This is a genomic window from Qipengyuania sp. 902, from assembly GCF_051195295.1.
Taxonomy (GTDB): Bacteria; Pseudomonadota; Alphaproteobacteria; order Sphingomonadales; family Sphingomonadaceae; genus Qipengyuania.
Map to the genome: position 1 here is coordinate 500,118 of NZ_JBNJLJ010000002.1, position 19,688 is coordinate 519,805.

The following is a 19,688-nucleotide window of genomic DNA, read 5'->3' on the forward strand; positions in this document are numbered from 1 at the left end:
ACGCTTGCCCAACGCGCTTAGAAGCGAACGCTATCTCTATGATCGAGAAACCAACGGTAAGTCTGCTTAATGCCCTGTTCGAGAGTGATTGCAGGTGTCCACCCCATAGTCTTCAATCGACTCACATCCATCAGCTTTCGCATTGTGCCGTCCGGCTTTGAAGGGTCGGTCAAGATTTTGCCTTCGAAGCCCGTCGCGCGCGCGACAATTTTCGCGAGCTGAAGGATGGAAATGTCTTCCCCGTAGCCAACATTGATATGACTGAGCATCGGCTGCGTATTGGCTTCGTATTTTTCACGGGACAGGTCGAGCGCAAAGAGCGAGGCTGCCGCCATATCGTCAACATGAAGGAATTCCCTACGCGGAGTTCCAGTACCCCAAATTACCACCTCGTCTCGGCCTTCCTGCGCAGCTTCATGGAAACGCCTGATCAGGGCAGGAAGGACATGGCTGTTCTCGGGATGAAAGTTGTCACCTGGCCCATAAAGATTTGTCGGCATGACGGAGCGATAGTCGGTGCCGTACTGACGATTGTAGCTCTCGCACAACTTAATCCCAGCGATCTTGGCAATAGCGTACGGCTCATTGGTGGGCTCGAGTGCCCCGGTCAGTAGCGCATCTTCTACCATAGGCTGGGGAGCCTCCTTCGGATATATGCAGGAGGAGCCGAGAAACAATAGGCGCTTTACACCTGCCTCAAAAGCCTGATGGATGATGTTGGCCTCCATCATGAGGTTGTCGTAAATGAAATTTGCCGGATAAATACTGTTGGCATGAATACCGCCAACCCTAGCAGCAGCAAGAATCACCACGTCAGGCCGCTCAGCTTGTATAAAAGCGCGCACCGCCGCCTGATCAGTCAGGTCAAGTTCCGCGTGAGTACGGGTTACCAATTCGATGCTTTCATTACGCTCCCGGCGAGCCTCTAACCGCCTCAATATTGCGCCGCCCACCATGCCGCGATGACCCGCGAGATAGATCCTCATTGCAAACAGCCCCTAGCTCCCGATGCTGACTGGAAGCTCGAAACCATTGGCTTTGAGAAATGCATGGCGCTGCGCTTCCTTGAGGTCTGCGCCCACCATTTCCGCACACATCTCACGAACGGTAATCTCAGGCTCCCAGCCAAGCTTGTCGCGCGCCTTACTTGCATCGCCAAGCAGCGTTTCAACTTCAGCAGGTCGGAAATATCGCGGATCGATACGCATGATGACGTCGCCCACTTTTAACGCAGGCGCCTTGTCGCCCAAAATAGCAGCAACAGTCGCGATCTCGTCTGTCCCCTTGCCCGAAAACTCAAGCTCTATATCGAGTTGCTCGGCCGACCAGAGAATGAATTCACGTACTGAGTACTGCTGGCCCGTAGCGATTACAAAGTCATCTGCCTCATCCTGCTGAAGCATCATCCACTGCATGCGTACATAGTCGTGGGCATGGCCCCAGTCGCGCAGGGCGTCGATATTCCCCATGTAAAGGCACGGCTCGAGCCCCTGCGCAATGTTAGCAAGGCCGCGCGTGACCTTGCGCGTCACAAAAGTCTCGCCACGGCGCGGGCTCTCATGGTTGAAGAGAATGCCGTTGCATGCATAGAGCCCGTAGGCTTCACGGTAATTTACCGTGATCCAGTATGAATAAAGCTTTGCGACAGCATAGGGCGAGCGCGGGTAGAAGGGCGTCGTCTCCTTTTGTGGTGTCTCCTGCACGAGGCCATAAAGCTCAGAAGTGGAAGCTTGGTAAAATCGCGTCTTCTTCTCAAGACCGAGGAAACGAATGGATTCAAGTAGCCTCAGCGTACCGAGCGCATCGACATCGGCCGTGTATTCAGGTGATTCAAAACTCACTGCGACATGGCTTTGCGCCGCGAGATTGTACACTTCATCAGGCTGAACCTCTTGAAGAATGCGCGTCAAGTTCGATGCATCCGCGAGGTCCCCATAATGTAGTGTCAACTTGGGATCGGGGTGGTGCGGATCTTGGTAAATATGGTCAATACGCTGCGTGTTTAATGACGAGGCGCGACGCTTTATCCCGTGTACCTCGTATCCCTTTTTGAGCAGGAATTCTGCGAGATAGGAACCATCCTGTCCAGTCACACCCGTAACGAGGGCACGTTTAGTCATTTCAACAATGCATCCTTGAAAAAAAATTGTCCAATCTTGCTTATATTTTTTAATGCAAGAGCTCCAAACCCACCTACTTTATACTTCCGTATAATTCGATAATCTTCGCGAGTTTTCTGTAGAATACGCTCGACCGAGCGATTGCTTTCCCCTCCAAGCCGCATCTTAACCATTACTTCTGGAATATAGACTAACTTAATCTTGCCAATCGTCAGAAATCGCAGCATCGCGTCGTAATCAGCAGCAATGTTGAATGAGGTATCGTAAAGACCGTAGTCATTAAAAACCTCACGCCGCAGATAGAGTGTAGGATGCGGCGGCATCCATCCCTGCCTGAGCTTACTATGTTCAAACTCGCCCGAGCGCCAGTGGCGGACCACCCGCGGCGGATCATCCGCGGTGACATATTGTAGGTCCCCATAAACGCCTTGAACGGAGGGAGAATCGAAGGCCCTCGCAACCGTTGCCAAAACATCAGGGCCCGCAAAAAAATCATCAGAATGCATGAGACCGATGATATCGCCGGTCGCGCGCGAAATTCCTCGATTGATTGCGTCGTAAAGGCCATCATCCTTTTCTGAAACCACTGCGGCATTGACATCCGCAGCTTGGCGCACAATCGCCATCGTATCATCGCATGAGCCGCCATCCTGGATGACATGTTCGACATCAGCGTAGGACTGCGAGCGCACGCTTTCGATCGCCTGCCGGATAGTCCCGGAGCGATTATAAACAGCAGTGACAACCGAAATTTTCATGCGTGTAACCGATCGGTTCCGGTGAATTGCGTGCCCTCATAGAGAACGGCCTTGGAATGACAAGACCTTGGTTATCGAGGCTTGTCGCAGTGTGCACATAGAGTATGGTTGGGCCAGAACGAAAGCATGGCCGAGCTTACCTTTTATGCCGATATTGACGATCTTACTCCCCCTATGATTGATCGCAGACTATTCATGGGCGCCGTCGGATCAGGAACGTTGCTCGCAGCCTCACGATCAACTGATGTGCTTTTGCAGGCCACGCGGGCCGGCCTGCGCGCGGTCGAGTTCCCGACGGACGGGCAAGTGGCGTTTCTTACCGAACCCGGACGCGAGGGAATTTTCGTATTTCGCGAAGGCGATTTTGCGTACGAGATCGATAGCGACCCACTGCAGGGTGTTTATATTCCCCATAACTCGAAGGATAAGAGCGTATTCGGATGCTGGGTTCGCGCAGTTGATGGAGCCGTTATGGTTGATTGGTTCGGCGCTGCGGGTGATGGATCGGGCGATGATAGCCCGGCGATTTCAGCGGCGATTGCGCTTGCAAGTGCGCTAGCTGGTCAAACTAAACTAAGCGACTGGTCAAGCCTTGCGAATAGAGATGTGGGTTTTCGAGGGGGTGCGGTCTATCGCCTTGCGCAACCAGTGGAGATTCCGCCAACGACCGCGCGCTTCCACCTTGTCGGTATAGGCGGTCATGCTTGTTTACTCGGCGACAAAGCCCGATCGCATAAAGGCTTCGTATTCAATTCGCTGCGCTCTACAATTTTCGAACGCTTAAATTTTGCCGGATTTTCAATAGCGACGCAGTGGGGAACCGGCAACACCGATACAAGCCATATAAAATATATTGATTGCGAGTGGTCTGACTGTGATGTCGGGGTCGACACGGTATCCTATGAACAATCGCGATCAACGGTATTGGTTTTAGATCGATGTCGCACCGGAGGCGGTGTGAAACGCTGGGTCGAGAGTCATTGCGACATGCTAGTCATCAACGATGCTCATGTTCGATCAGGAGCAGGCGACCGGGCGTTCGTCCGTGCCGACAGCCAGGTCATTGTCAGAGGCGGGATCTGGACCCCCTATGTAAAAAGCATGTCACGTAGTCCGCGTGAAGGCGCCCGCTGGTTTGATATTCATGACACCGGAAGTTACGGCAGGGCCGCTCGCCCCATCGCTTCGCGATCATTGACCATTGAGGGCGCGGCGCGCTTCGGACCAGAGAATGGTGGCTATCCGATTGTCTGCTCGTTCCTCCGCGGCGATACGGCTATAGGACAAAGGCTCGGTCCGCACATCTCGATAGGTTCGGGCGTATTTGCTGCCTGTACCGGGGCGACGACGCCGCGCCAACTATTGATCTTAATGGATGTCGAAACGGAGGAAGTTAGTAAGACTTCCACTCCCAATTCTATTCAGTGGGATGCGAGCGCATGGCGGGCGAACAATGGAGTAATAGGGATGGAACGAAGCAATCCGCTCGGCGTGGGGAAAACGAACTTTTTACGCGGCCAAATTTCTTACTCCTTTGCTCCAGGCGCAGTACGTGCGGTCGCCATTGTAGGAAAGTCTACGAATAATCTTCTGGTCCAATCCGAGCTGGAACCCTTCGTGGCCGATTGGCACGGCATGAGAAGGCGATGAAGCCCTTTCTTCTAGCGCGCCGGTGTCTCTAGCAGTTCGGTATAAGCGGCTAAATATTCATTCCCGATTCGCTGAGGAGCGAGGCACTCGCGAGCATATTTTAGAGCGGCAGCGGAGGCCGAGTTGTAGCGTGACACCAACTGAGCGATGCCAAGCGCTGCATCTTCGACCGATCCACAGCGGAAGTCTACAAGGGCGCCAAACTCTCCTTCGATATAAGTGTCCATGCCTGTCCCGGACTGCGCGACTACAGGTACAGCAAATGACAGCGCTTCGGTCAGGACATTTGGTGAATTGTCTTGCAGGGATGGACAAAGAAGTATGTCGAATCGAGCATAAACGCTTTCGATTTCTTCCTTCCGAAATGCAGAGTGGGAGCAAATCGTGACCGCTGGGCCTGTTGGAAGCCCGCGTTCGCTCCCGCTACCAAACAAATGTAGCTCGATTGGGCCAATTGTCTCTCCAAGTGTATCGAGAACGGGTCCGAGCGCGGCCACACCCTTTCGCGGGTCATCAATTGGGTTTGCAATGAATCCGAAACGCAGCGCCTGAGCGGGCCCGAGACGCTTGGCAGCTCCCGGCTGTTGTTCGACGGCATTGCGGATGACCCTTGTCGGCGTGACTGGAAGTCGCTTGGCCAACCAGCGAGAAGGCGCAACAAACAAATCTGGCTGACCCTGAGCCGAATAGATCGTACGACGCAGCAGCAATTCTTCCAGCCCGCCCCGTGCAGGAGGCTTCTCAGAATAGTGATGGGCACCGTTGTAGGGCCAAAAATCACTCATTCGCTGAACGACGGGCACGGGCGTATCTTTTAAGTGATCGAATGCGATGGTGTTGCCGGATATGTCGAACAGCTGAACGATGTCGGGCCGATGGTCACGGCATACATCCCGAAGATCGAACGTCGGAGGGCCGAGCTTCAGGCAATGCACATCAGCACCGTGTGCGATCCGCTCGTAAATTCTTTCGGCTGTCCTCACGAACCCTCGTGTCCCGGCAGCTTGGGCAGAGAATCCGTCCAGTTGGATCACTTCGGCCCCCGCCGCTTCAAGTGCTTTGATGGTATTGCGGGCGCCCGTCGCCGCTCCGCCCTTTGCAAGAGTCTTTGCTATCGCGAGAACCTTCATACGCGCGAACCAATTGAACGTTGTTTCCGCGGGGCGAATAGCCCGCTTTGCCAGGACGCTAATAGAAAGTAGAAAATAAGAAAGACGTAGGCAATGCGGGTACCTGTGCGGAGATTATATTGTAGTAGAATTATGAAAGGAAATACGAATACCCCAAAGCACAAGATCGCTTCGAAGATGTCACGTTTCTTCGACACACGTTTACGCGCGGCCAAAAAGGCAAGCGAAGAAACGAATACGAACGCCAGATATCGAACGGGCCCTAAATACGACAAGGCGTAACCGAACCCGGAATAAGGAATGTTTGTACGGAAGCGATTGAGCGCGTCGTATTGCTCAGTCATGTCAAAAAAAGCTGACGGGAGCGGTAAAACACCATAGTAAAACCACCTTTCATCCGCGCGTGTTATGCTTAATAGTTCGGCTATAAGCACAAACGAAAGATTGAAATTATAATTTAAACCGTAGACCATCCGCTCGCCAATTGCAGCGTAGTCGCCGGTAAACGCGGTTTCAAGAACCGCAAATAAGCCTCCGAGATTGTAGGACCGAAGCAATAAAACAACCCCAAGCAGCCAAAACGCTGCAATTAGTATCACGATCGAAAGCCAAGTTCTGGTTTTCTGCAGCACAAAGAGGTTCATCACTGAAAATATAATCAGAACCACGATTGCTGTACGACTCCCCAGAGCGAGAAACGCAAGTGTGACTGCCACCAGGACCGCATATTTAAGGATTCTATTGCGGATAAAGGGTATCAAAATCGCCGAGAGCAGTACCAGCAAGTCGGCAAATCGTAGCAAATTGGATGCGCCCGTTTCATAGCGGAAGCTGGTGCGATACCAAAGGTCTGGTGCAGAGAGTGAGAGAGTCACAAATACCACAGGCAGCAGGCAAAATAGCGCGCCAGCCGTCCCTAACCCTAGTGATCGGATCTGCCCCAACTGATCGGCGAGATAGTACCGCTTATCATACCGACCCACAACAAGAAATGCCACCATTACTGCGAAAAAATGCAAACACATCATAGCCGAAACAAAGCCGTATTCATCATGGCGACTATGATCGTAATAGGCGAACGGCATGTTCTCCCCGAAGGAGAAGATACCGACACTTAGCAGAAAGTATCCGCAAATCAGCAAGGGAACCCCGATGATGCACACCTCGAGCCAGCGTCGATTCAGGTAGAACACAAATGCGATCAGGAGGACCATCACATAGGAAGCAAACGCCCAGTTCATTAGGCAAGCGCCCGAAGATGTTTCATGTATTCACCGAACAGCAGATCCGGGTCAGGGATTTTTTCGCGTGTTTCTCGCAAAAAAGCGGTCGTCTTGGGGCGAGCGTAGACGGATTCGAACTGGGTGCCATAGGATAGCGCAATCACACCTGGATGTAGTTTCGCAGAAATGATCCGGTCGGCGGCTTTTAAATAACCGAGTTGAGCACAGAGCCGGTCATCCTCAACGACGTCGTAACCCGGAATGGTTATTTCACCTCGGGTAAGACCTTCGCCGGTGTGCGCGCGAAAAAAGGCGACCCTGTTTCCGCGCTCCCGCCATAAAATCCGGGGCAGATGCGTGGCCGATCTGCGCGACATATTAATCAAAGTTCGCGGAGCATCGACCTCTGGTTGGATCGGCGTCAACCGCTTGTAGCGGTCGCTGCAAAACGCGGCTAGCAAGACAATATCGGCGAGATGATGCATATTCCTGAGACCGAGCACTCGATCGGAAGCGAGACGGAGTGCGACGCTTTTGAAATGGTCGCCTTTAACGATTGCTTGGCGTGCCGGCGAAAGAGCCTCGAGGTTGGAAACACCGTCGCTTCCGAGGGAAATTCCGTGAACAGGGATCGCGCGCTCACGAATAAAGGCACCCAGTGTTTTAAGTTTCTCCTCGATCATTTTCTTGGATGCTGCATGGTTCTTGAAGAATGCGCCTCCGCCCAGGATCAATATATCCGGCGAAATTTGGGAAAAGTCATCTACGGTGCGATACCCCATCGCAGCGAACCGCTTGTTCGATGTGAAAATGACTGGCAGAGTGCCGATCTCTTCGAGCATTTCGTAGAGCATCATGCCCATTAAATCGTCCCCCAAGTTGCCTTGGTGGTAGAACCCCCAGATTAGAACGCTGGTCATGCGCGCCACCTCTTCTCAATTCGCGCATAGAGCCGGTTGGCCGCTTTCTGCATTAATCGATCAAACGCGCCCAGATCCTCGTCTCGAAGCTTTGGTGTAGTAATATTCTTGTGAGCGGTCCGAGTCACCATCAATTGGCGCACCTCGTCCACAGGAACAGATTGAGGCTTGGTACCAAGTCGTTTGCTGATATCCGCCAAAAGCGCTTCCATTCCACGATCGCCAATCAATTCGTCGAAAAAGTGAACCTTATCGACAAATAAGCCGCCGATTCCATTTGTAATTATGAAATCAAGATAGCCAAGTGCCAGAGACCCGCCTTTTTTTGTTACCAATGACTGCACCGAGGCGTCGGGCTTGCGCACGATCATTATTGCCGGGATCCCGAACAACTTAGAGAAGAAGAAGTGTTGCCACGAATGGACATGATGTCCAATTTTGGCCTCAGGGTAGGCCAGTTGCGCATGATAGTAGATCCAAGTGTTTGCACTGCGTGGGAAAGCATCGATGGTCAGGTCGAAGCCAGGCTGCACGAAACGCGGCGCAAACCGATCTTTTTTACGATTGTCGAGCCAATGCCGCAATTCGCTACCGACAAGCAATTGAGTGAAAATACGTAGAGTTTGTTTTAAGATCAATTTTCTATCTTTCCTGCCGGTTCAGGGCGAGATGGATTAGAAGGTTTTGGATGATGTAGTGGCCCCCAAGGACGAGGCTAAATGTCAGGATTGCCTGCTCCGGGGAAGCGCCAAATGCAGCGGCGGAAGAGAAAGCCGCAATAATTGCCAATAAACGGGTAGCGTGAAGGCAGATTACCAACGCGTGCGCCTCGAGCAAGTCCAATGTCCGAATAACGGTCGCCGAGACAAATTGCGGCACGAGCGCAAGCGAAAGCATAGAAACGAAGCGCCCGGCTTGCGCCCACCTTTGACCTAGTAAAAACGATGCGGCCGGTTCGGAAAAGAAGAATAAAATAACTGCGATTGGCGCGGCAAATAGTGCAAGCATCCACGTCACTTTCCTAAGCTCGCGCTTAATAAGATTCGGCCTAGCCGTACCGATAACGGAGATTTCAGCGAAGTAGGCGCGCCCCGCCGCCTGCCCGATCAGCGCGAAGGGAGCCATGAACGCAAGCATCGCAATGCTCATTTGGCCAGTAACCGAAACGTCGTAGTTCGCTGCGACGAGGAATAGCGGAGCCTGTGTAGCCAGCGCTAACAATATCTGCCCAGGAGTGCGAGTTAAAGGAAAACCGCGAAAGCGCACTGCTACTATTTTGATGAGCCTCAGTGGCATGCCGCGGACAGCAGTGTGTATCCGCCAAGCCGAATGGAGCGAATAATTCGCAACGCCCGAAGAGTGCCCGAACAAATGGCCAACGATCAGTCCCGCTGATCCGATACCCGCTAAGCCAAGACCGACCTTGAGGACTTCGCCAACAAAGGATTGGACTACTTGGGTCGACGCGATCATCTTGAAGGCGCGTTGACGCGTCGCCCACATAGTCATCGTTTCGAACAAGCTCGCCGCTAGCACACCGAAGGGAATCAAAAGTAGATAGGGAATGAGCGAATCGAGTGAGAATGAGCGAAAGATAGCTTCGCCTGCGATAAGCATCGCTGCTGCGAGAAAGAATGTGTATCCTAGCGCAATCGCGCCGCAAAGGATCAGCAAAGCCGCAGCGCTGCGCTCGCTTCGAGGCAAGGGGATCGCAATGTGGTATCTAAGCGTCGCAAGCGGAGCGAGCACCAGAACCGTCGAGCTGTACAGCGCAAACACGCCCAAATCCGAGGGAGAGTACAGCCGACTTAAAATTGGTATAGTCGCCAGCCCGATTCCTCGCGCAACTGTAGCGCCCGAGACGAGAGTTGCTGTCGATCGTAAAAGAGAGTTCAAGCCGCAGTAATCCAAATAACATTGACACGACAAGGCGCCATTTGCCATTTCTTTATCACATGCAGATCTGTGCTGGAAATAGCGATAATAAAAGATTGTGGAAACGCAGAATTTAGAGAATAGGGGCCTGATCCTGCGCTGCAATTTTATATTTATAAAGTTAAAAATATATGATCAAACCCAAACTCTTCCGAATCCAACACCTTTTTACTTTGATCCGAACCCCGAGATCATAACTTTTACAGTCCTCAGGGCAATGATAACATCGAGCCAGTATGATAAGTTCTTGATATAATAGAAGTCATACTGCAGCTTTTCACCCACACCATGCACGTCAGCTACATGCCCTTGATTAACCTGAGCCCACCCACTTATCCCTGGCCGTACAATATGTCGGTATCGATAAAACGGGATTTGACCTTCGTACCAATGTGACAGACTCACGGCCTCAGGCCTAGGGCCAATCCAACTCATTTCCCCGCGCAAAATATTGAAGATCTGAGGGACCTCATCGAGCCTCGTTCTGCGCAGAAAACCGCCAACTCTGGTGATCCGCTTGTCGCCACTTTGCGTGATTGAAAGGTTTCGATCGTCGCCGGCATGGCCCTCGGTCATCGTTCGCAGCTTCAGCACAAAGAACTCTTTTCCGCGAAATCCCATGCGACGCTGGCGAAAGAATACGGGCCCCCGACTATCCCATTTGATTGCAAGCGAGCAGAGGGCGATGATCGGAACTACGATCGGAAGAGCAAAAATGGACAAGACGAGATCGACTCCACGTTTCACCTTCTGATACGCAAAACTGGGGACCAGCGCGCCAAATCCATTCTCCGACAAGTGCTCGATCTGCACCCTACCCGTTTCGGCCTCCCATACCTGTTTATAATGGTAGATGGGCCGTCCGGAAATGGCAGCTTCTGCGAGGAATCGCTCCCATTCAGGCTCTAGATCAGCATAGAGGTCGGCAACAACGGCACAGTCTGGCAAACCCACGAGCGAAGGCCGCTCTAGCTTGAACACCGGCGCAGAACGCAACTCGCTCACAAGATTCACCTGTCCACCAGGCACAAGGTAATAGATAACACCTTTGGCTCTCGAACGAACTGCAGTGATTGCAAAGCGTACAACCAATATGGAAAAAAAACAGCTAAGGATCAATTTGTTTGAGTATTCAAGCCGGAAAGATGTGATTACCGCTATAAAGATACCAAAAACGACGGCTATCACTGGCAGGATTGATCTTGCCACAGCCACTCCTGGGAAGAAGCGCAAGCGGCGTAAAATAGCCAGGGAAACGAACGCGCATAAGACCACACCGACGAGCGAATTGATTATTGCGGGTTGAGAAGCCCATGCCAACGCTTCAGGTTGGATCAACCAGGTCCACGCTCCATTGTGATTGGCGGACAACTTACCCTCGACCATTGCAAAAGCAGCAACCGGAAGCGCGACGCCAATCGAGAGAATAGCCGCAATTTCGAATCGCAAAGAGTGGAAAATTCCGCGACGCACGATCGCAGGAGAGAAATTAACCGACACCGCAATTCTCCATAACCCTTAGGCGCATCAATACCCGCCTTTATCGCGCTTGGCAGCATAGACCAGAACCGAGATTCAGACCGTTTGAATAGCACGCGTGCGCGCAGCGTTCGCTCGGGAACTCACTAGTATGAGTCTGCCATCAGTTTCAATGGGCAAAGGCGCTTAGCGATTTCAGGACAAATTCCTCGGGCCGGCTAAAGCCAAACTATCGTTGAAGCTTATCACTATCTCGATCAGCCCCTCCCTCGCGCTGCTGCAGGACATGTGAACCCGTTGGACGCGATACCCTCTGCACTCTTCGACCCAAGCAAATTCCCGGCCAACCGCGAGACCATTGAGAATTTGAAGAGGCAATCGGAGTCGCACCGTCGGCGCTTGCTTTAGCGGCCCCTCATTATCCCTCTTAATCACTATGTAAATTTCTTGGGAACAAATTTAGGTTACCAGCCCTTGGGAGCGTTGAACTGTGTGAACGGGAGGACAAAGAGGGTTGCGGCTCGCGACCAGTTGGATTATTACCTGACTCGAAATGGGCGCTTCGCGGCGGAAAGATGATATTGCGCCGCTTAACGTGAATGAAAAACACAATGGAGAAAAAATATGATTGCCAAGAAAATTATGATCTCGGCTTCAGCTGCTGCGATGGCGTTTGCGCCTATGGCTGCTCAGGCCGCACCTGTTGTCTCGGCTCCTGTTGAGCGCTCGTCGCAGAGCGCGAAGGAAAGCTCGGAAATTGGTGGCCCAGGCCTCATCATCGCGATTCTGGCTGGGATCGCTGTGATTACCGGCATTATAATCGCTGCAGACGACGACGATGACACTCCGATCAGCGTCTAACGACTTGATCGCATTTTAAAAAAACCGGTCGCGGGCTTCGTTCGCGGCCGGTTTTTTTGTTGTCCGGGGGATATAATGGCGAGCGGTACCAATAATCTTTCAATGGCTCCATTTAAGCCTTCTTCATTGCCTCGTTTCTATTTTCCTTGAGGCGGTTCCCGTGGAAACAACCTCTCGTCAATAATCGCAAATTCAGCAATCAATTGGCTGCGCCTTAGATTCTTGCCGCGCCCTCCCTTGTTCTCGGCCCGCGCTCTGCTATGGCGCGCGCAACTCTGATTCAAACGAACAGGAAACCCATGGCCAAGATCAAGGTAGCCAACCCGGTCGTCGAACTAGACGGCGACGAAATGACGAAAATCATCTGGCAGTGGATTCGCGAGCAGCTGATCCTGCCCTACCTCGACATCGACCTCAAATATTACGACCTTTCGATCGAGAAGCGTGACGAGACCGACGACCAGATCACGATCGATGCCGCCAATGCCATCAAGGAGCATGGCGTCGGCGTGAAATGCGCGACCATCACGCCCGACGAGGCGCGCGTCGAGGAATTCGACCTCAAGAAGATGTGGGTCAGCCCCAATGGCACCATCCGCAACATCCTGGGCGGCGTCGTCTTCCGCGAGCCGATCGTCATCGACAATGTCCCGCGCCTCGTCCCCGGCTGGACCGATCCCATCGTGGTCGGTCGCCACGCTTTCGGCGACCAGTATCGCGCCAAGGACACGCTGATCCCCGGCAAGGGCAAGCTGCGCATGGTGTTCGAAGGCGAGAACGGCGAGAATATCGACATCGACGTGTTCGAATTCCCGAGCCCCGGCGTCGCGATGACGATGTACAATCTCGACGATTCGATCCGCGACTTCGCCCGCGCCAGCTTCGCCTACGGCCTCGACCGCAAGTGGCCGGTCTACCTCTCGACCAAGAACACCATTCTCAAGAAATACGATGGCCGCTTCAAGGATCTGTTCGAGGAAGTCTTCGAAGCCGACTACAAGGCCGAGTTCGACAAGCACGGCCTGACCTACGAACACCGCCTGATCGACGATATGGTCGCTGCTGCGCTCAAGTGGAACGGCAAGTTTGTCTGGGCCTGCAAGAACTACGACGGCGACGTACAGTCGGATATCGTGGCGCAGGGCTTCGGCTCGCTCGGCCTGATGACCAGCGTTTTGATGACGCCCGACGGCAAGACGGTAGAGGCGGAAGCGGCGCACGGCACCGTCACCCGCCACTATCGCCAGCACCAGGAAGGCAAGGCAACCAGCACCAACCCGATCGCCAGCATCTTCGCCTGGACGCGCGGCCTCATGTATCGCGGCAAGTTCGATAACACGCCGGATGTAGTGAAGTTCGCCGAGACGCTGGAGAAAGTCTGTATCAAGACGGTCGAAAGCGGCAAGATGACGAAGGACCTCGCGCTTCTGATCGGTCCGCAGCAAAGCTGGATGACGACCGAACAGTTCTTCGAGGCGATTGTCGACGGCCTCGAAGCCGAAATGGCCAACTGGGGCTGAAAGCCCTCGCTGTCTGCGTCATTACGTAGGCATGGCTAGACCATACGGGGTCGGCGCGCGCCGGCCCCTTTTGCATATTATGGTCGTTTGGGAACGAGAACCTTAAGGGTCGCGGTCATGATCTTGAGATCCAGCCACGGCGACCAGTCACGAATATACTCTAGGTCGGATTGAAGTCGGTTGGTCAGGTGAGCTTCGGTATCGGTCGCTCCGCGGTAGCCGCGTATCTGTGCCAGCCCGGTCACGCCTGCCTTGAGTGCATGACGCTGCCAGTAATTACCGTCGATCTCCCAGAAAAGCTTGTCGCTGGCGCGTGACCCAAGGCGTGGGGGCGTGGGCCCACCAAGCTCATCTCACCCATCAGAACATTGATGATCTGCGGCAGTTCGTCCAGGCTGGTGGCGCGGATCAATCGGCCGATCTTGGTTACGCGCGTATCGTTTCTTCGGGTAGACACATTGCCTTCGAAGTCGAGCGCTTCAGCATCCATCGATCGAAACTTCAGCATGTTGAAGATACGATTGTCGTGGCCGATCCGTGGCTGAACGAAGAAGACCGGCCCTCCGTCTTCCAACTTTATTGCGAACGCCACCAGGATCATTAGCGGACTTAGGACAAAAATGGCCGAACGCTGATCAGAAGGTCCATCGCGCGTTTGATGATGCGCGAACGCAAGCCAAGCGTTCCCGACGACACTACAAGAAATGCAACGTTGTTTTCACGGATGATGTCCAGGACTCCAAGCCGGTTCAACGTCTCGGACAGAATTTCGCCCTGAACGCCCGCAGCACGAAGAATCCTCGTCCAGCCTTCCCGTCTTTCAGTCGGACAACTCACAATCACACGGTCCATCCCGCGCATGTTGCGGCCGAGCCGATCCAGCAAAGCCGGATCATCGAGCGCGCGAGCTATCATCTCCGGTGCAACGTCGATGTGCAGCGCCTTATCCAGCAAGACTTCAGGGCCGCCATCGTCGATGATAAGGCGATTCTGAACCAACCCGTCACAAACCTTGTCGGTATAAAGTGCTACAAACCCGCGAACCGCGATCATGCCGAGCCAGGCCATCAGCAATCCCAGCAGGTACTGTCCGCGCACAATCCCCATTGTCGGACGCAGCACAAAAAGCACAAACACCAGAAGAAATGCCGATACAGCCAGCGCTATGGTTAGTCGCTGCACAGCATAAGGCAGGCTTTCGAGCCCTCTGATCGAATACACACGGCCGTAAATCGCGATTAGCCCGAAAAGTGGCACCATGGCCAGCATCAGGTCTGCTTCGCTAAGTTCGCCAGCGCCATCGCCTATCAGATGCGAAGCCAAGCTAAAGCCTGCAATCATCAATACGAGATCGCTGAAGAAGGTCAGGATATAGAGCCGCAAGCGCCGGTATTCCATGTTGACCATTCGGCCGCCCTGACTGAAAGCCTCCGACCGCATTTCCATTTTCGATCCTCAAGAGCCGCAAGTATTCGACACCCTATCATCTGGGCTGTCAGTTCCAAGCCTACTGGGATGGAAGCCCCGAACCGTTGTCGCAATCGAGATCGCCTCTCGCCAGCCATCGTTCTTGTACTTTGCATCCTAATCCGTGCCAAAGAGCGACGATCGCGTCGTCCATTGAGCGAAAGAATGGAAACCTTCTCGCAGACTTGCCCATTGCATATTAAAGCCGACTGCGTTCGGGGTCGGGATAACACACGAAACCATCGGGGACAGAATGGCGAAACAGCCTGCAAAGAAGCGCGCGCCCAAGCGCAAGGGCAGCGAGAAGTTCGGCCAGCGCCGGCTCGAGGTTCGTAATGCAATGATCAAGGATATTCCCGGGATCGCCAATCTGGTGCGCCGGGTTTACGAAGACATGCCCGCCTACACGCACGGCGAAATCCGCGGCCAGATCAACAATTTCAAGGAAGGCTGCTTCGTCGCCCTGCTCGACGAGGAAGTCGTCGGCTATTGCGCGACCATGCAGCTGGCCGAAGCGCTCGCCTTCCAGGATCACGACTGGGAGGAGATCACCGGCAACGGCTTCGGCAGCCGCCACGATCCCACCGGCGACTGGCTTTATGGCTACGAGATGTGTGTCGATCCGAAAGTGCGCGGGGTCCGCATCGGGCGCCGCCTCTATGAAGAACGCCGCGCTCTGGCCGAGGAGAAAGACCTGACCGGCATCGTTTTCGCCGGCCGCATGCCCAATTACCGTCGCTTCCGCCGCCGCGTCGACAGTCCGCAGGATTATCTCGACAAGGTGGTAGAGGGTAAACTGCACGATCCCGTCCTGCGCTTCCAGCTCGCCAACGGGTTCGAACCCGAGCGGATCATGGAAGGCTACCTCCCCGAGGATAAGGCCAGCATGGCGAATGCCGTGATGATGGTCTGGCGCAACCCTTATGTCGAGCGCGACCAGCCGGTGAAGAAACGGCTGCCGCGCGGTGTAGAGGCGGTGCGTGTCGCCACATGCCAGCTGCAAGCGCGCGCGGTTGCGGATTATGACGAATTCATGCGCCACGTCACCTATTTCGTAGACGTCGCAAGCGATTACGAGGCGGACTTCATCGTCTTTCCCGAACTCTTCACGCTCATGCTCTTGAGCTTCGAAGAGAAAGAACTTTCCCCCGTCGAGGCGATCGAACGGCTGTCCGAATACACCCCGCGCCTGCGCGACGACATCTCCGATATGGCGATGCGCTACAACATCAACATCATTGCCGGCAGCCACCCGACCCGGATGGAGGATGGTGACATCCACAACGTGGCCTATGTCTGCCTGCGCGACGGATCGGTGCACGCGCAGGAGAAGATTCACCCCACTCCCAACGAGCGGTACTGGTGGAACATCAAGGGCGGCGACAAGGTCGAGGTAATCCAGACCGACTGCGGCCCGATCGGCGTGCAGATCTGTTACGACAGCGAATTCCCCGAACTCAGCCGCCGCCTGGCCGATGAAGGCGCGCGGATCATTTTCGTGCCTTTCTGCACCGACAGCCGCCAGGGATACCTGCGCGTGCGCTATTGCGGGCAGGCGCGCGCGATCGAGAACCAGTGCTTCGTTGTGCTGTCCGGCAATGTCGGCAATCTGCCCAACGTGGGCAATATGGATATCCAGTATGCCCAGAGCTGCATTCTGACGCCCTGCGATTTCCCCTTCGCGCGCGACGGCATCGCCGCCGAATCTAGCGAAAATGTGGAGACACTGACGATCAGTGACGTAAACCTTGCCGATCTCAGCTGGGCGCGCGCCGAAGGGACCGTTCGCAATCTCGCGGATCGGCGCTTCGATCTCTACCGCATCGAATGGGACGAGGAAGGCAAGCACCCCGGCAAGCCGAAGCCTCGCCGCGAGCCTCTCGGCCCGACAGGTCCGGGAGGAGGTTAGGCGAAGACTTCGGGCGTGTAGAGCCAAGAAAGTTCGGCAGGAGTTGGCTGCGCCAGCTCATCACCGATATCTGCACCCAGCCCACCTTCGAATACCGCTCCGGACAGATCGTCCAGTGGTGGCAAAGCGCCCGCCGGCTCTTTTGTTTCCTCTTCCGCGCCCGACGAGAACCAGCCGTTCCAGGTGCTTGAGGGTGCGATGTTTGACAGTATGACCGATGCGCTGACGAACCTCGCATTCTTCGCCGGCGTCGCGTGGAACCTTTTTGCCAATGGCGTGGTAGAGGCGGCGTCGGCCGGCGCAGTCGGTTTTTCGTTGCTGGCGATCGGCAAAATCCTGCTGGCCAGGGAAGCGCGCCGGTCGGGCAGCGATTTCACCTTCGACGCTCTCAAGACAAAAATGACCGAGAAGCCTTCCAGGATCAGACAGTGGCTCACCTGGATGACGATGCGCGATTTCTACGCGCTTGCCGCTTGCATCGCGATCCTGATCGGCGCTGCGAAAGCTCTGATGTTCGCCTTCGCCATTATGACTGCCGGATGGTTTGCGGTCCTTTGCATGCTATTGCTGCTGCGCGGGGCTGTGCAAAGCTGACAATTCGTCATCGCCAGCGGTGCATGGCAGCGTGACAGATCAGATGTTGGTCGATAACGCGTGGAGCATGGCCTCCGCCGAACTCGCCTCCCCCGCCCTGTCCGACGCGCTTGTCATCCTCGGCGCGGCAGGATTGGTCATTCCGGTCTTCACCCGCTTCCGCATTACGCCGGTCATCGGGTTCATCCTGATCGGTATCCTCGTCGGCCCTTATGGCCTGGGGAGGATGGTGTTCGAGCATCCATGGCTCAATCACATAACCATATCCGACCCGGACTCTTTAGATTTATTCGCAGAGTTCGGGATCATCCTGCTGCTGTTCGCGATCGGCCTCGAGCTGAGCTTCAACCGCCTATGGCAGATGCGGAAACTGGTTTTCGGCCTCGGCTCGCTTGAGCTGCTGGTCATCGGGACGATTGCGGCGATCTTCCTAGCGATGATGGGCCAGTATTGGACCGGTGCGCTGGCGCTGGGCTTCGCTCTCGCTTTTTCCTCCACCGCCATCGTGCTGCCGATTGCGGGAACGCATACGCCGGTGGGGCGCGCGGCGCTTTCGATGCTGCTGTTCGAGGACATCATGATCGTGCCGATCATCTTCATCCTCGGCGCGATGGCTCCCAATGCCGAAGCCGAAGGGTGGGAAGGCATGCTCACGACGCTCTGGCAGGGTGGTGCAGTGATCATTGCGATGATGGTCCTTGGCCGCTTCGCCCTCCCCCGTTTGTTCGGCCAGGCCGCGCGCACCAAGAGCCCCGAGCTATTCCTTGCCGCATCATTGCTGGTGGTGATCGGCGCGAGCCTCGCCACCGCTGCCGTCGACCTCTCGCCGATCGTCGGCGCGCTGATTGCCGGCCTGCTGATCGCGGAGACCGAGTATCACGGCGAGGTCGAAAGCATCATGGAGCCTTTCAAGGGCCTTGCGCTCGGCATCTTCCTGATCACCGTGGGCATGAGCATCGACCTCGCGACGATCTGGGACAATCTCGGGCTGATCGCGACCGCCGTGGTGCTCATCCTGGTGTTCAAGGCCTCGGTCACCGGCATCCTCCTGCGGCTGATGGGCGCACGGCGCAGCACGGCGGCGGAGACCGGCATCCTCATGGCCAGCCCATCAGAAACGACACTGATCGTGCTTGCCGCAGCAAGCTCGGCGCTGCTCATACAACCCGGGACGGCGCAGTTCTGGCAGATCGTCACCGCGATCGGCCTGACAGTCACGCCGCTGCTTGCCATGCTCGGGCGTGCCATCGCGCGGCGGGTGGAACCCATTCCCGAGCTTCCCGAGGAGGACGAGGCGGAAGGCCGCGTGGTCGTCATCGGGGCCGGTCGCGTCGGCCTGTTGGTCGCCCAGATGCTGCAGGCGCATGACAAGCCTTATGTTGCGATCGATTCCAATCCGGACCTGATCGAGGCAGCCAAGCGCAAGGGCTATCGCGCGACCTTCGGCGATGCTGCCCGCGGCGATGCCCTCAGCCGATTGGGCGTCGATGACGCGCTCGCCGTCGTGCTGACGATGGACGAGCCCGTATTGACGCAGCGCCTGGTGGCCAAGCTCCGCAAGGATTACCCCGACCTGCTGATCGTCTGCCGCGCGCGCGACGTACAGCACGCGGCCGAACTCTATCGCGCCGGGGCCAGCCATGCCGTCCCCGAAACGCTCGAAAGCTCGCTGCAACTATCCGAGGCCGTGCTGGTCGATATCGGCGTCGCCATGGGGCCGGTCATCGCTTCCATTCACGAGAAGCGCGACGAATTCCGCGCGCAAATCGAGGAAGAGGGTGCGCTCGACTACAAGCCCAAGCTGCGTTCGAGCACGGCGGACGCCTGAGACTTTCGGAAATTTTCTGAACCTTTGGCTTTTCAATGCGTTGAAAGGGCAAAGGAGATAGACATGAGCAACCCCGAAAACGATCCGACGAAGCCGACGCCCAACAGCGTGAAGTTCAAGCCGCAGAACGTACAGGACCCGCTGAAGGACCGCGCTCCGACCGAAAAGCGCGGCGCGCCGGGCGATACGGAAGGCTATGATGTGGCACACGGCTCCCAGCCCACGACCAAGAGCACGCCGAGCGCCTGACTAGCAGCGACAGAATTCTCCGGAGAGGAGAGAAGCGCCTGGTAG

At 55.3% G+C, this 19,688-nt stretch carries 17 protein-coding genes and 1 pseudogene; 7 read left to right on the plus strand and 11 right to left on the minus strand.

Going from position 1 to position 19,688, the window contains the following annotated elements; translation table 11 throughout:
- Positions 1-17 precede the first annotated feature (17 nt).
- From fcl to ACSH0F_RS07510, 3 genes are read right to left on the minus strand one after another with little or no spacing between them, the layout of a single operon-like run.
- Positions 18-986, minus strand: coding sequence for a GDP-L-fucose synthase (fcl, locus tag ACSH0F_RS07500; RefSeq protein WP_435201438.1), 969 nt, complete (start codon positions 984-986; stop codon positions 18-20).
- Between the two features lie 12 nt (positions 987-998).
- On the minus strand, positions 999-2,120 hold the full coding sequence (gene gmd / locus ACSH0F_RS07505; RefSeq protein ID WP_435201440.1) for a GDP-mannose 4,6-dehydratase: 1,122 nt from the start codon (positions 2,118-2,120) through the stop codon (positions 999-1,001).
- Positions 2,117-2,878 carry a glycosyltransferase family 2 protein gene (locus ACSH0F_RS07510; protein WP_435201442.1) on the minus strand — a complete coding sequence of 254 codons (762 nt, stop codon included), beginning with the start codon at positions 2,876-2,878 and terminating at the stop codon, positions 2,117-2,119. The genes gmd and ACSH0F_RS07510 overlap by 4 nt, the downstream gene beginning before the upstream one ends.
- Before the next feature lie 126 nt (positions 2,879-3,004).
- Between ACSH0F_RS07510 and ACSH0F_RS07515 the strand changes: the two genes are divergently transcribed.
- Positions 3,005-4,528: a hypothetical protein gene (locus tag ACSH0F_RS07515; protein ID WP_435201444.1), complete on the plus strand. Its 1,524-nt coding sequence runs from the start codon at positions 3,005-3,007 to the stop codon at positions 4,526-4,528.
- An 11-nt stretch (positions 4,529-4,539) separates the two neighbouring features.
- Here the strand turns inward: ACSH0F_RS07515 and ACSH0F_RS07520 are convergent, their stop codons facing one another.
- From ACSH0F_RS07520 to ACSH0F_RS07545, 6 genes are all read right to left on the minus strand, one after another.
- Positions 4,540-5,658 (minus strand): glycosyltransferase, encoded by a 1,119-nt coding sequence (locus tag ACSH0F_RS07520; RefSeq protein ID WP_435201446.1) that lies wholly within the window; start codon positions 5,656-5,658, stop codon positions 4,540-4,542.
- Positions 5,655-6,872, minus strand: a complete 1,218-nt coding sequence (locus ACSH0F_RS07525; protein ID WP_435201448.1) for a hypothetical protein — start codon at positions 6,870-6,872, stop codon at positions 5,655-5,657. Before ACSH0F_RS07525 ends, ACSH0F_RS07520 begins: the two co-directional genes overlap by 4 nt.
- A gap of 26 nt (positions 6,873-6,898) precedes the next feature.
- Positions 6,899-7,801 carry a hypothetical protein gene (locus ACSH0F_RS07530; RefSeq protein WP_435201450.1) on the minus strand — a complete coding sequence of 301 codons (903 nt, stop codon included), beginning with the start codon at positions 7,799-7,801 and terminating at the stop codon, positions 6,899-6,901.
- Positions 7,798-8,439: a hypothetical protein gene (locus ACSH0F_RS07535; protein WP_435201452.1), complete on the minus strand. Its 642-nt coding sequence runs from the start codon at positions 8,437-8,439 to the stop codon at positions 7,798-7,800. Before ACSH0F_RS07535 ends, ACSH0F_RS07530 begins: the two co-directional genes overlap by 4 nt.
- A 4-nt stretch (positions 8,440-8,443) precedes the next feature.
- Positions 8,444-9,745: a lipopolysaccharide biosynthesis protein gene (locus ACSH0F_RS07540; protein WP_435201454.1), complete on the minus strand. Its 1,302-nt coding sequence runs from the start codon at positions 9,743-9,745 to the stop codon at positions 8,444-8,446.
- A gap of 159 nt (positions 9,746-9,904) precedes the next feature.
- A complete protein-coding gene (locus ACSH0F_RS07545; RefSeq protein WP_435201456.1) occupies positions 9,905-11,236 on the minus strand; it encodes a sugar transferase in 1,332 nt (443 codons plus the stop codon).
- A gap of 603 nt (positions 11,237-11,839) precedes the next feature.
- On the opposite strand from ACSH0F_RS07545, the gene ACSH0F_RS07550 reads away from it, so the two are divergent.
- Positions 11,840-12,076 carry a hypothetical protein gene (locus ACSH0F_RS07550; RefSeq protein WP_435201458.1) on the plus strand — a complete coding sequence of 79 codons (237 nt, stop codon included), beginning with the start codon at positions 11,840-11,842 and terminating at the stop codon, positions 12,074-12,076.
- A gap of 299 nt (positions 12,077-12,375) precedes the next feature.
- Positions 12,376-13,596 carry an NADP-dependent isocitrate dehydrogenase gene (locus ACSH0F_RS07555; protein ID WP_435201460.1) on the plus strand — a complete coding sequence of 407 codons (1,221 nt, stop codon included), beginning with the start codon at positions 12,376-12,378 and terminating at the stop codon, positions 13,594-13,596.
- Positions 13,597-13,673: 77 nt separating this feature from the next.
- Here the strand turns inward: ACSH0F_RS07555 and ACSH0F_RS07560 are convergent.
- A pseudogene (locus ACSH0F_RS07560) lies at positions 13,674-14,197 on the minus strand (sugar transferase).
- Positions 14,198-14,205: 8 nt separating this feature from the next.
- Entirely contained in the window at positions 14,206-15,003 is a 798-nt protein-coding gene (locus ACSH0F_RS07565; protein ID WP_435201462.1) for a hypothetical protein, read from the minus strand.
- 313 nt (positions 15,004-15,316) lie between these two features.
- On the opposite strand from ACSH0F_RS07565, the gene ACSH0F_RS07570 reads away from it, so the two are divergent.
- From ACSH0F_RS07570 to ACSH0F_RS07585, 4 genes are all read left to right on the plus strand, one after another.
- The gene (locus ACSH0F_RS07570; RefSeq protein WP_435201464.1) at positions 15,317-16,972 is read left to right on the plus strand and encodes a GNAT family N-acetyltransferase; all 1,656 of its coding nucleotides are present in this window, start codon (positions 15,317-15,319) and stop codon (positions 16,970-16,972) included.
- Positions 16,973-17,182: 210 nt separating this feature from the next.
- Positions 17,183-17,566: a hypothetical protein gene (locus ACSH0F_RS07575; RefSeq protein ID WP_435201466.1), complete on the plus strand. Its 384-nt coding sequence runs from the start codon at positions 17,183-17,185 to the stop codon at positions 17,564-17,566.
- Between the two features lie 67 nt (positions 17,567-17,633).
- Positions 17,634-19,394 carry a cation:proton antiporter domain-containing protein gene (locus ACSH0F_RS07580; protein ID WP_435202193.1) on the plus strand — a complete coding sequence of 587 codons (1,761 nt, stop codon included), beginning with the start codon at positions 17,634-17,636 and terminating at the stop codon, positions 19,392-19,394.
- A 63-nt stretch (positions 19,395-19,457) separates the two neighbouring features.
- Positions 19,458-19,643 (plus strand): hypothetical protein, encoded by a 186-nt coding sequence (locus ACSH0F_RS07585; protein ID WP_278328369.1) that lies wholly within the window; start codon positions 19,458-19,460, stop codon positions 19,641-19,643.
- Positions 19,644-19,688 lie beyond the last annotated feature (45 nt).

Excerpts from the sequence above, each read along its gene's own strand:
- fcl (WP_435201438.1), bottom strand. The coding sequence starts at position 986 with ATGAGGATCTATCTCGCGGGTCATCGCGGCATGGTGGGCGGCGCAATA.
- gmd (WP_435201440.1), bottom strand. The coding sequence starts at position 2,120 with ATGACTAAACGTGCCCTCGTTACGGGTGTGACTGGACAGGATGGTTCC.
- ACSH0F_RS07510 (WP_435201442.1), bottom strand. The coding sequence starts at position 2,878 with ATGAAAATTTCGGTTGTCACTGCTGTTTATAATCGCTCCGGGACTATC.
- ACSH0F_RS07515 (WP_435201444.1), top strand. The coding sequence starts at position 3,005 with ATGGCCGAGCTTACCTTTTATGCCGATATTGACGATCTTACTCCCCCT.
- ACSH0F_RS07520 (WP_435201446.1), bottom strand. The coding sequence starts at position 5,658 with ATGAAGGTTCTCGCGATAGCAAAGACTCTTGCAAAGGGCGGAGCGGCG.
- ACSH0F_RS07525 (WP_435201448.1), bottom strand. The coding sequence starts at position 6,872 with ATGGTCCTCCTGATCGCATTTGTGTTCTACCTGAATCGACGCTGGCTC.
- ACSH0F_RS07530 (WP_435201450.1), bottom strand. The coding sequence starts at position 7,801 with ATGACCAGCGTTCTAATCTGGGGGTTCTACCACCAAGGCAACTTGGGG.
- ACSH0F_RS07540 (WP_435201454.1), bottom strand. The coding sequence starts at position 9,745 with ATGGCAAATGGCGCCTTGTCGTGTCAATGTTATTTGGATTACTGCGGC.
- ACSH0F_RS07550 (WP_435201458.1), top strand. The coding sequence starts at position 11,840 with ATGATTGCCAAGAAAATTATGATCTCGGCTTCAGCTGCTGCGATGGCG.
- ACSH0F_RS07555 (WP_435201460.1), top strand. The coding sequence starts at position 12,376 with ATGGCCAAGATCAAGGTAGCCAACCCGGTCGTCGAACTAGACGGCGAC.
- ACSH0F_RS07565 (WP_435201462.1), bottom strand. The coding sequence starts at position 15,003 with ATGGTCAACATGGAATACCGGCGCTTGCGGCTCTATATCCTGACCTTC.
- ACSH0F_RS07570 (WP_435201464.1), top strand. The coding sequence starts at position 15,317 with ATGGCGAAACAGCCTGCAAAGAAGCGCGCGCCCAAGCGCAAGGGCAGC.
- ACSH0F_RS07575 (WP_435201466.1), top strand. The coding sequence starts at position 17,183 with ATGACCGATGCGCTGACGAACCTCGCATTCTTCGCCGGCGTCGCGTGG.
- ACSH0F_RS07580 (WP_435202193.1), top strand. The coding sequence starts at position 17,634 with ATGGCCTCCGCCGAACTCGCCTCCCCCGCCCTGTCCGACGCGCTTGTC.
- ACSH0F_RS07585 (WP_278328369.1), top strand. The coding sequence starts at position 19,458 with ATGAGCAACCCCGAAAACGATCCGACGAAGCCGACGCCCAACAGCGTG.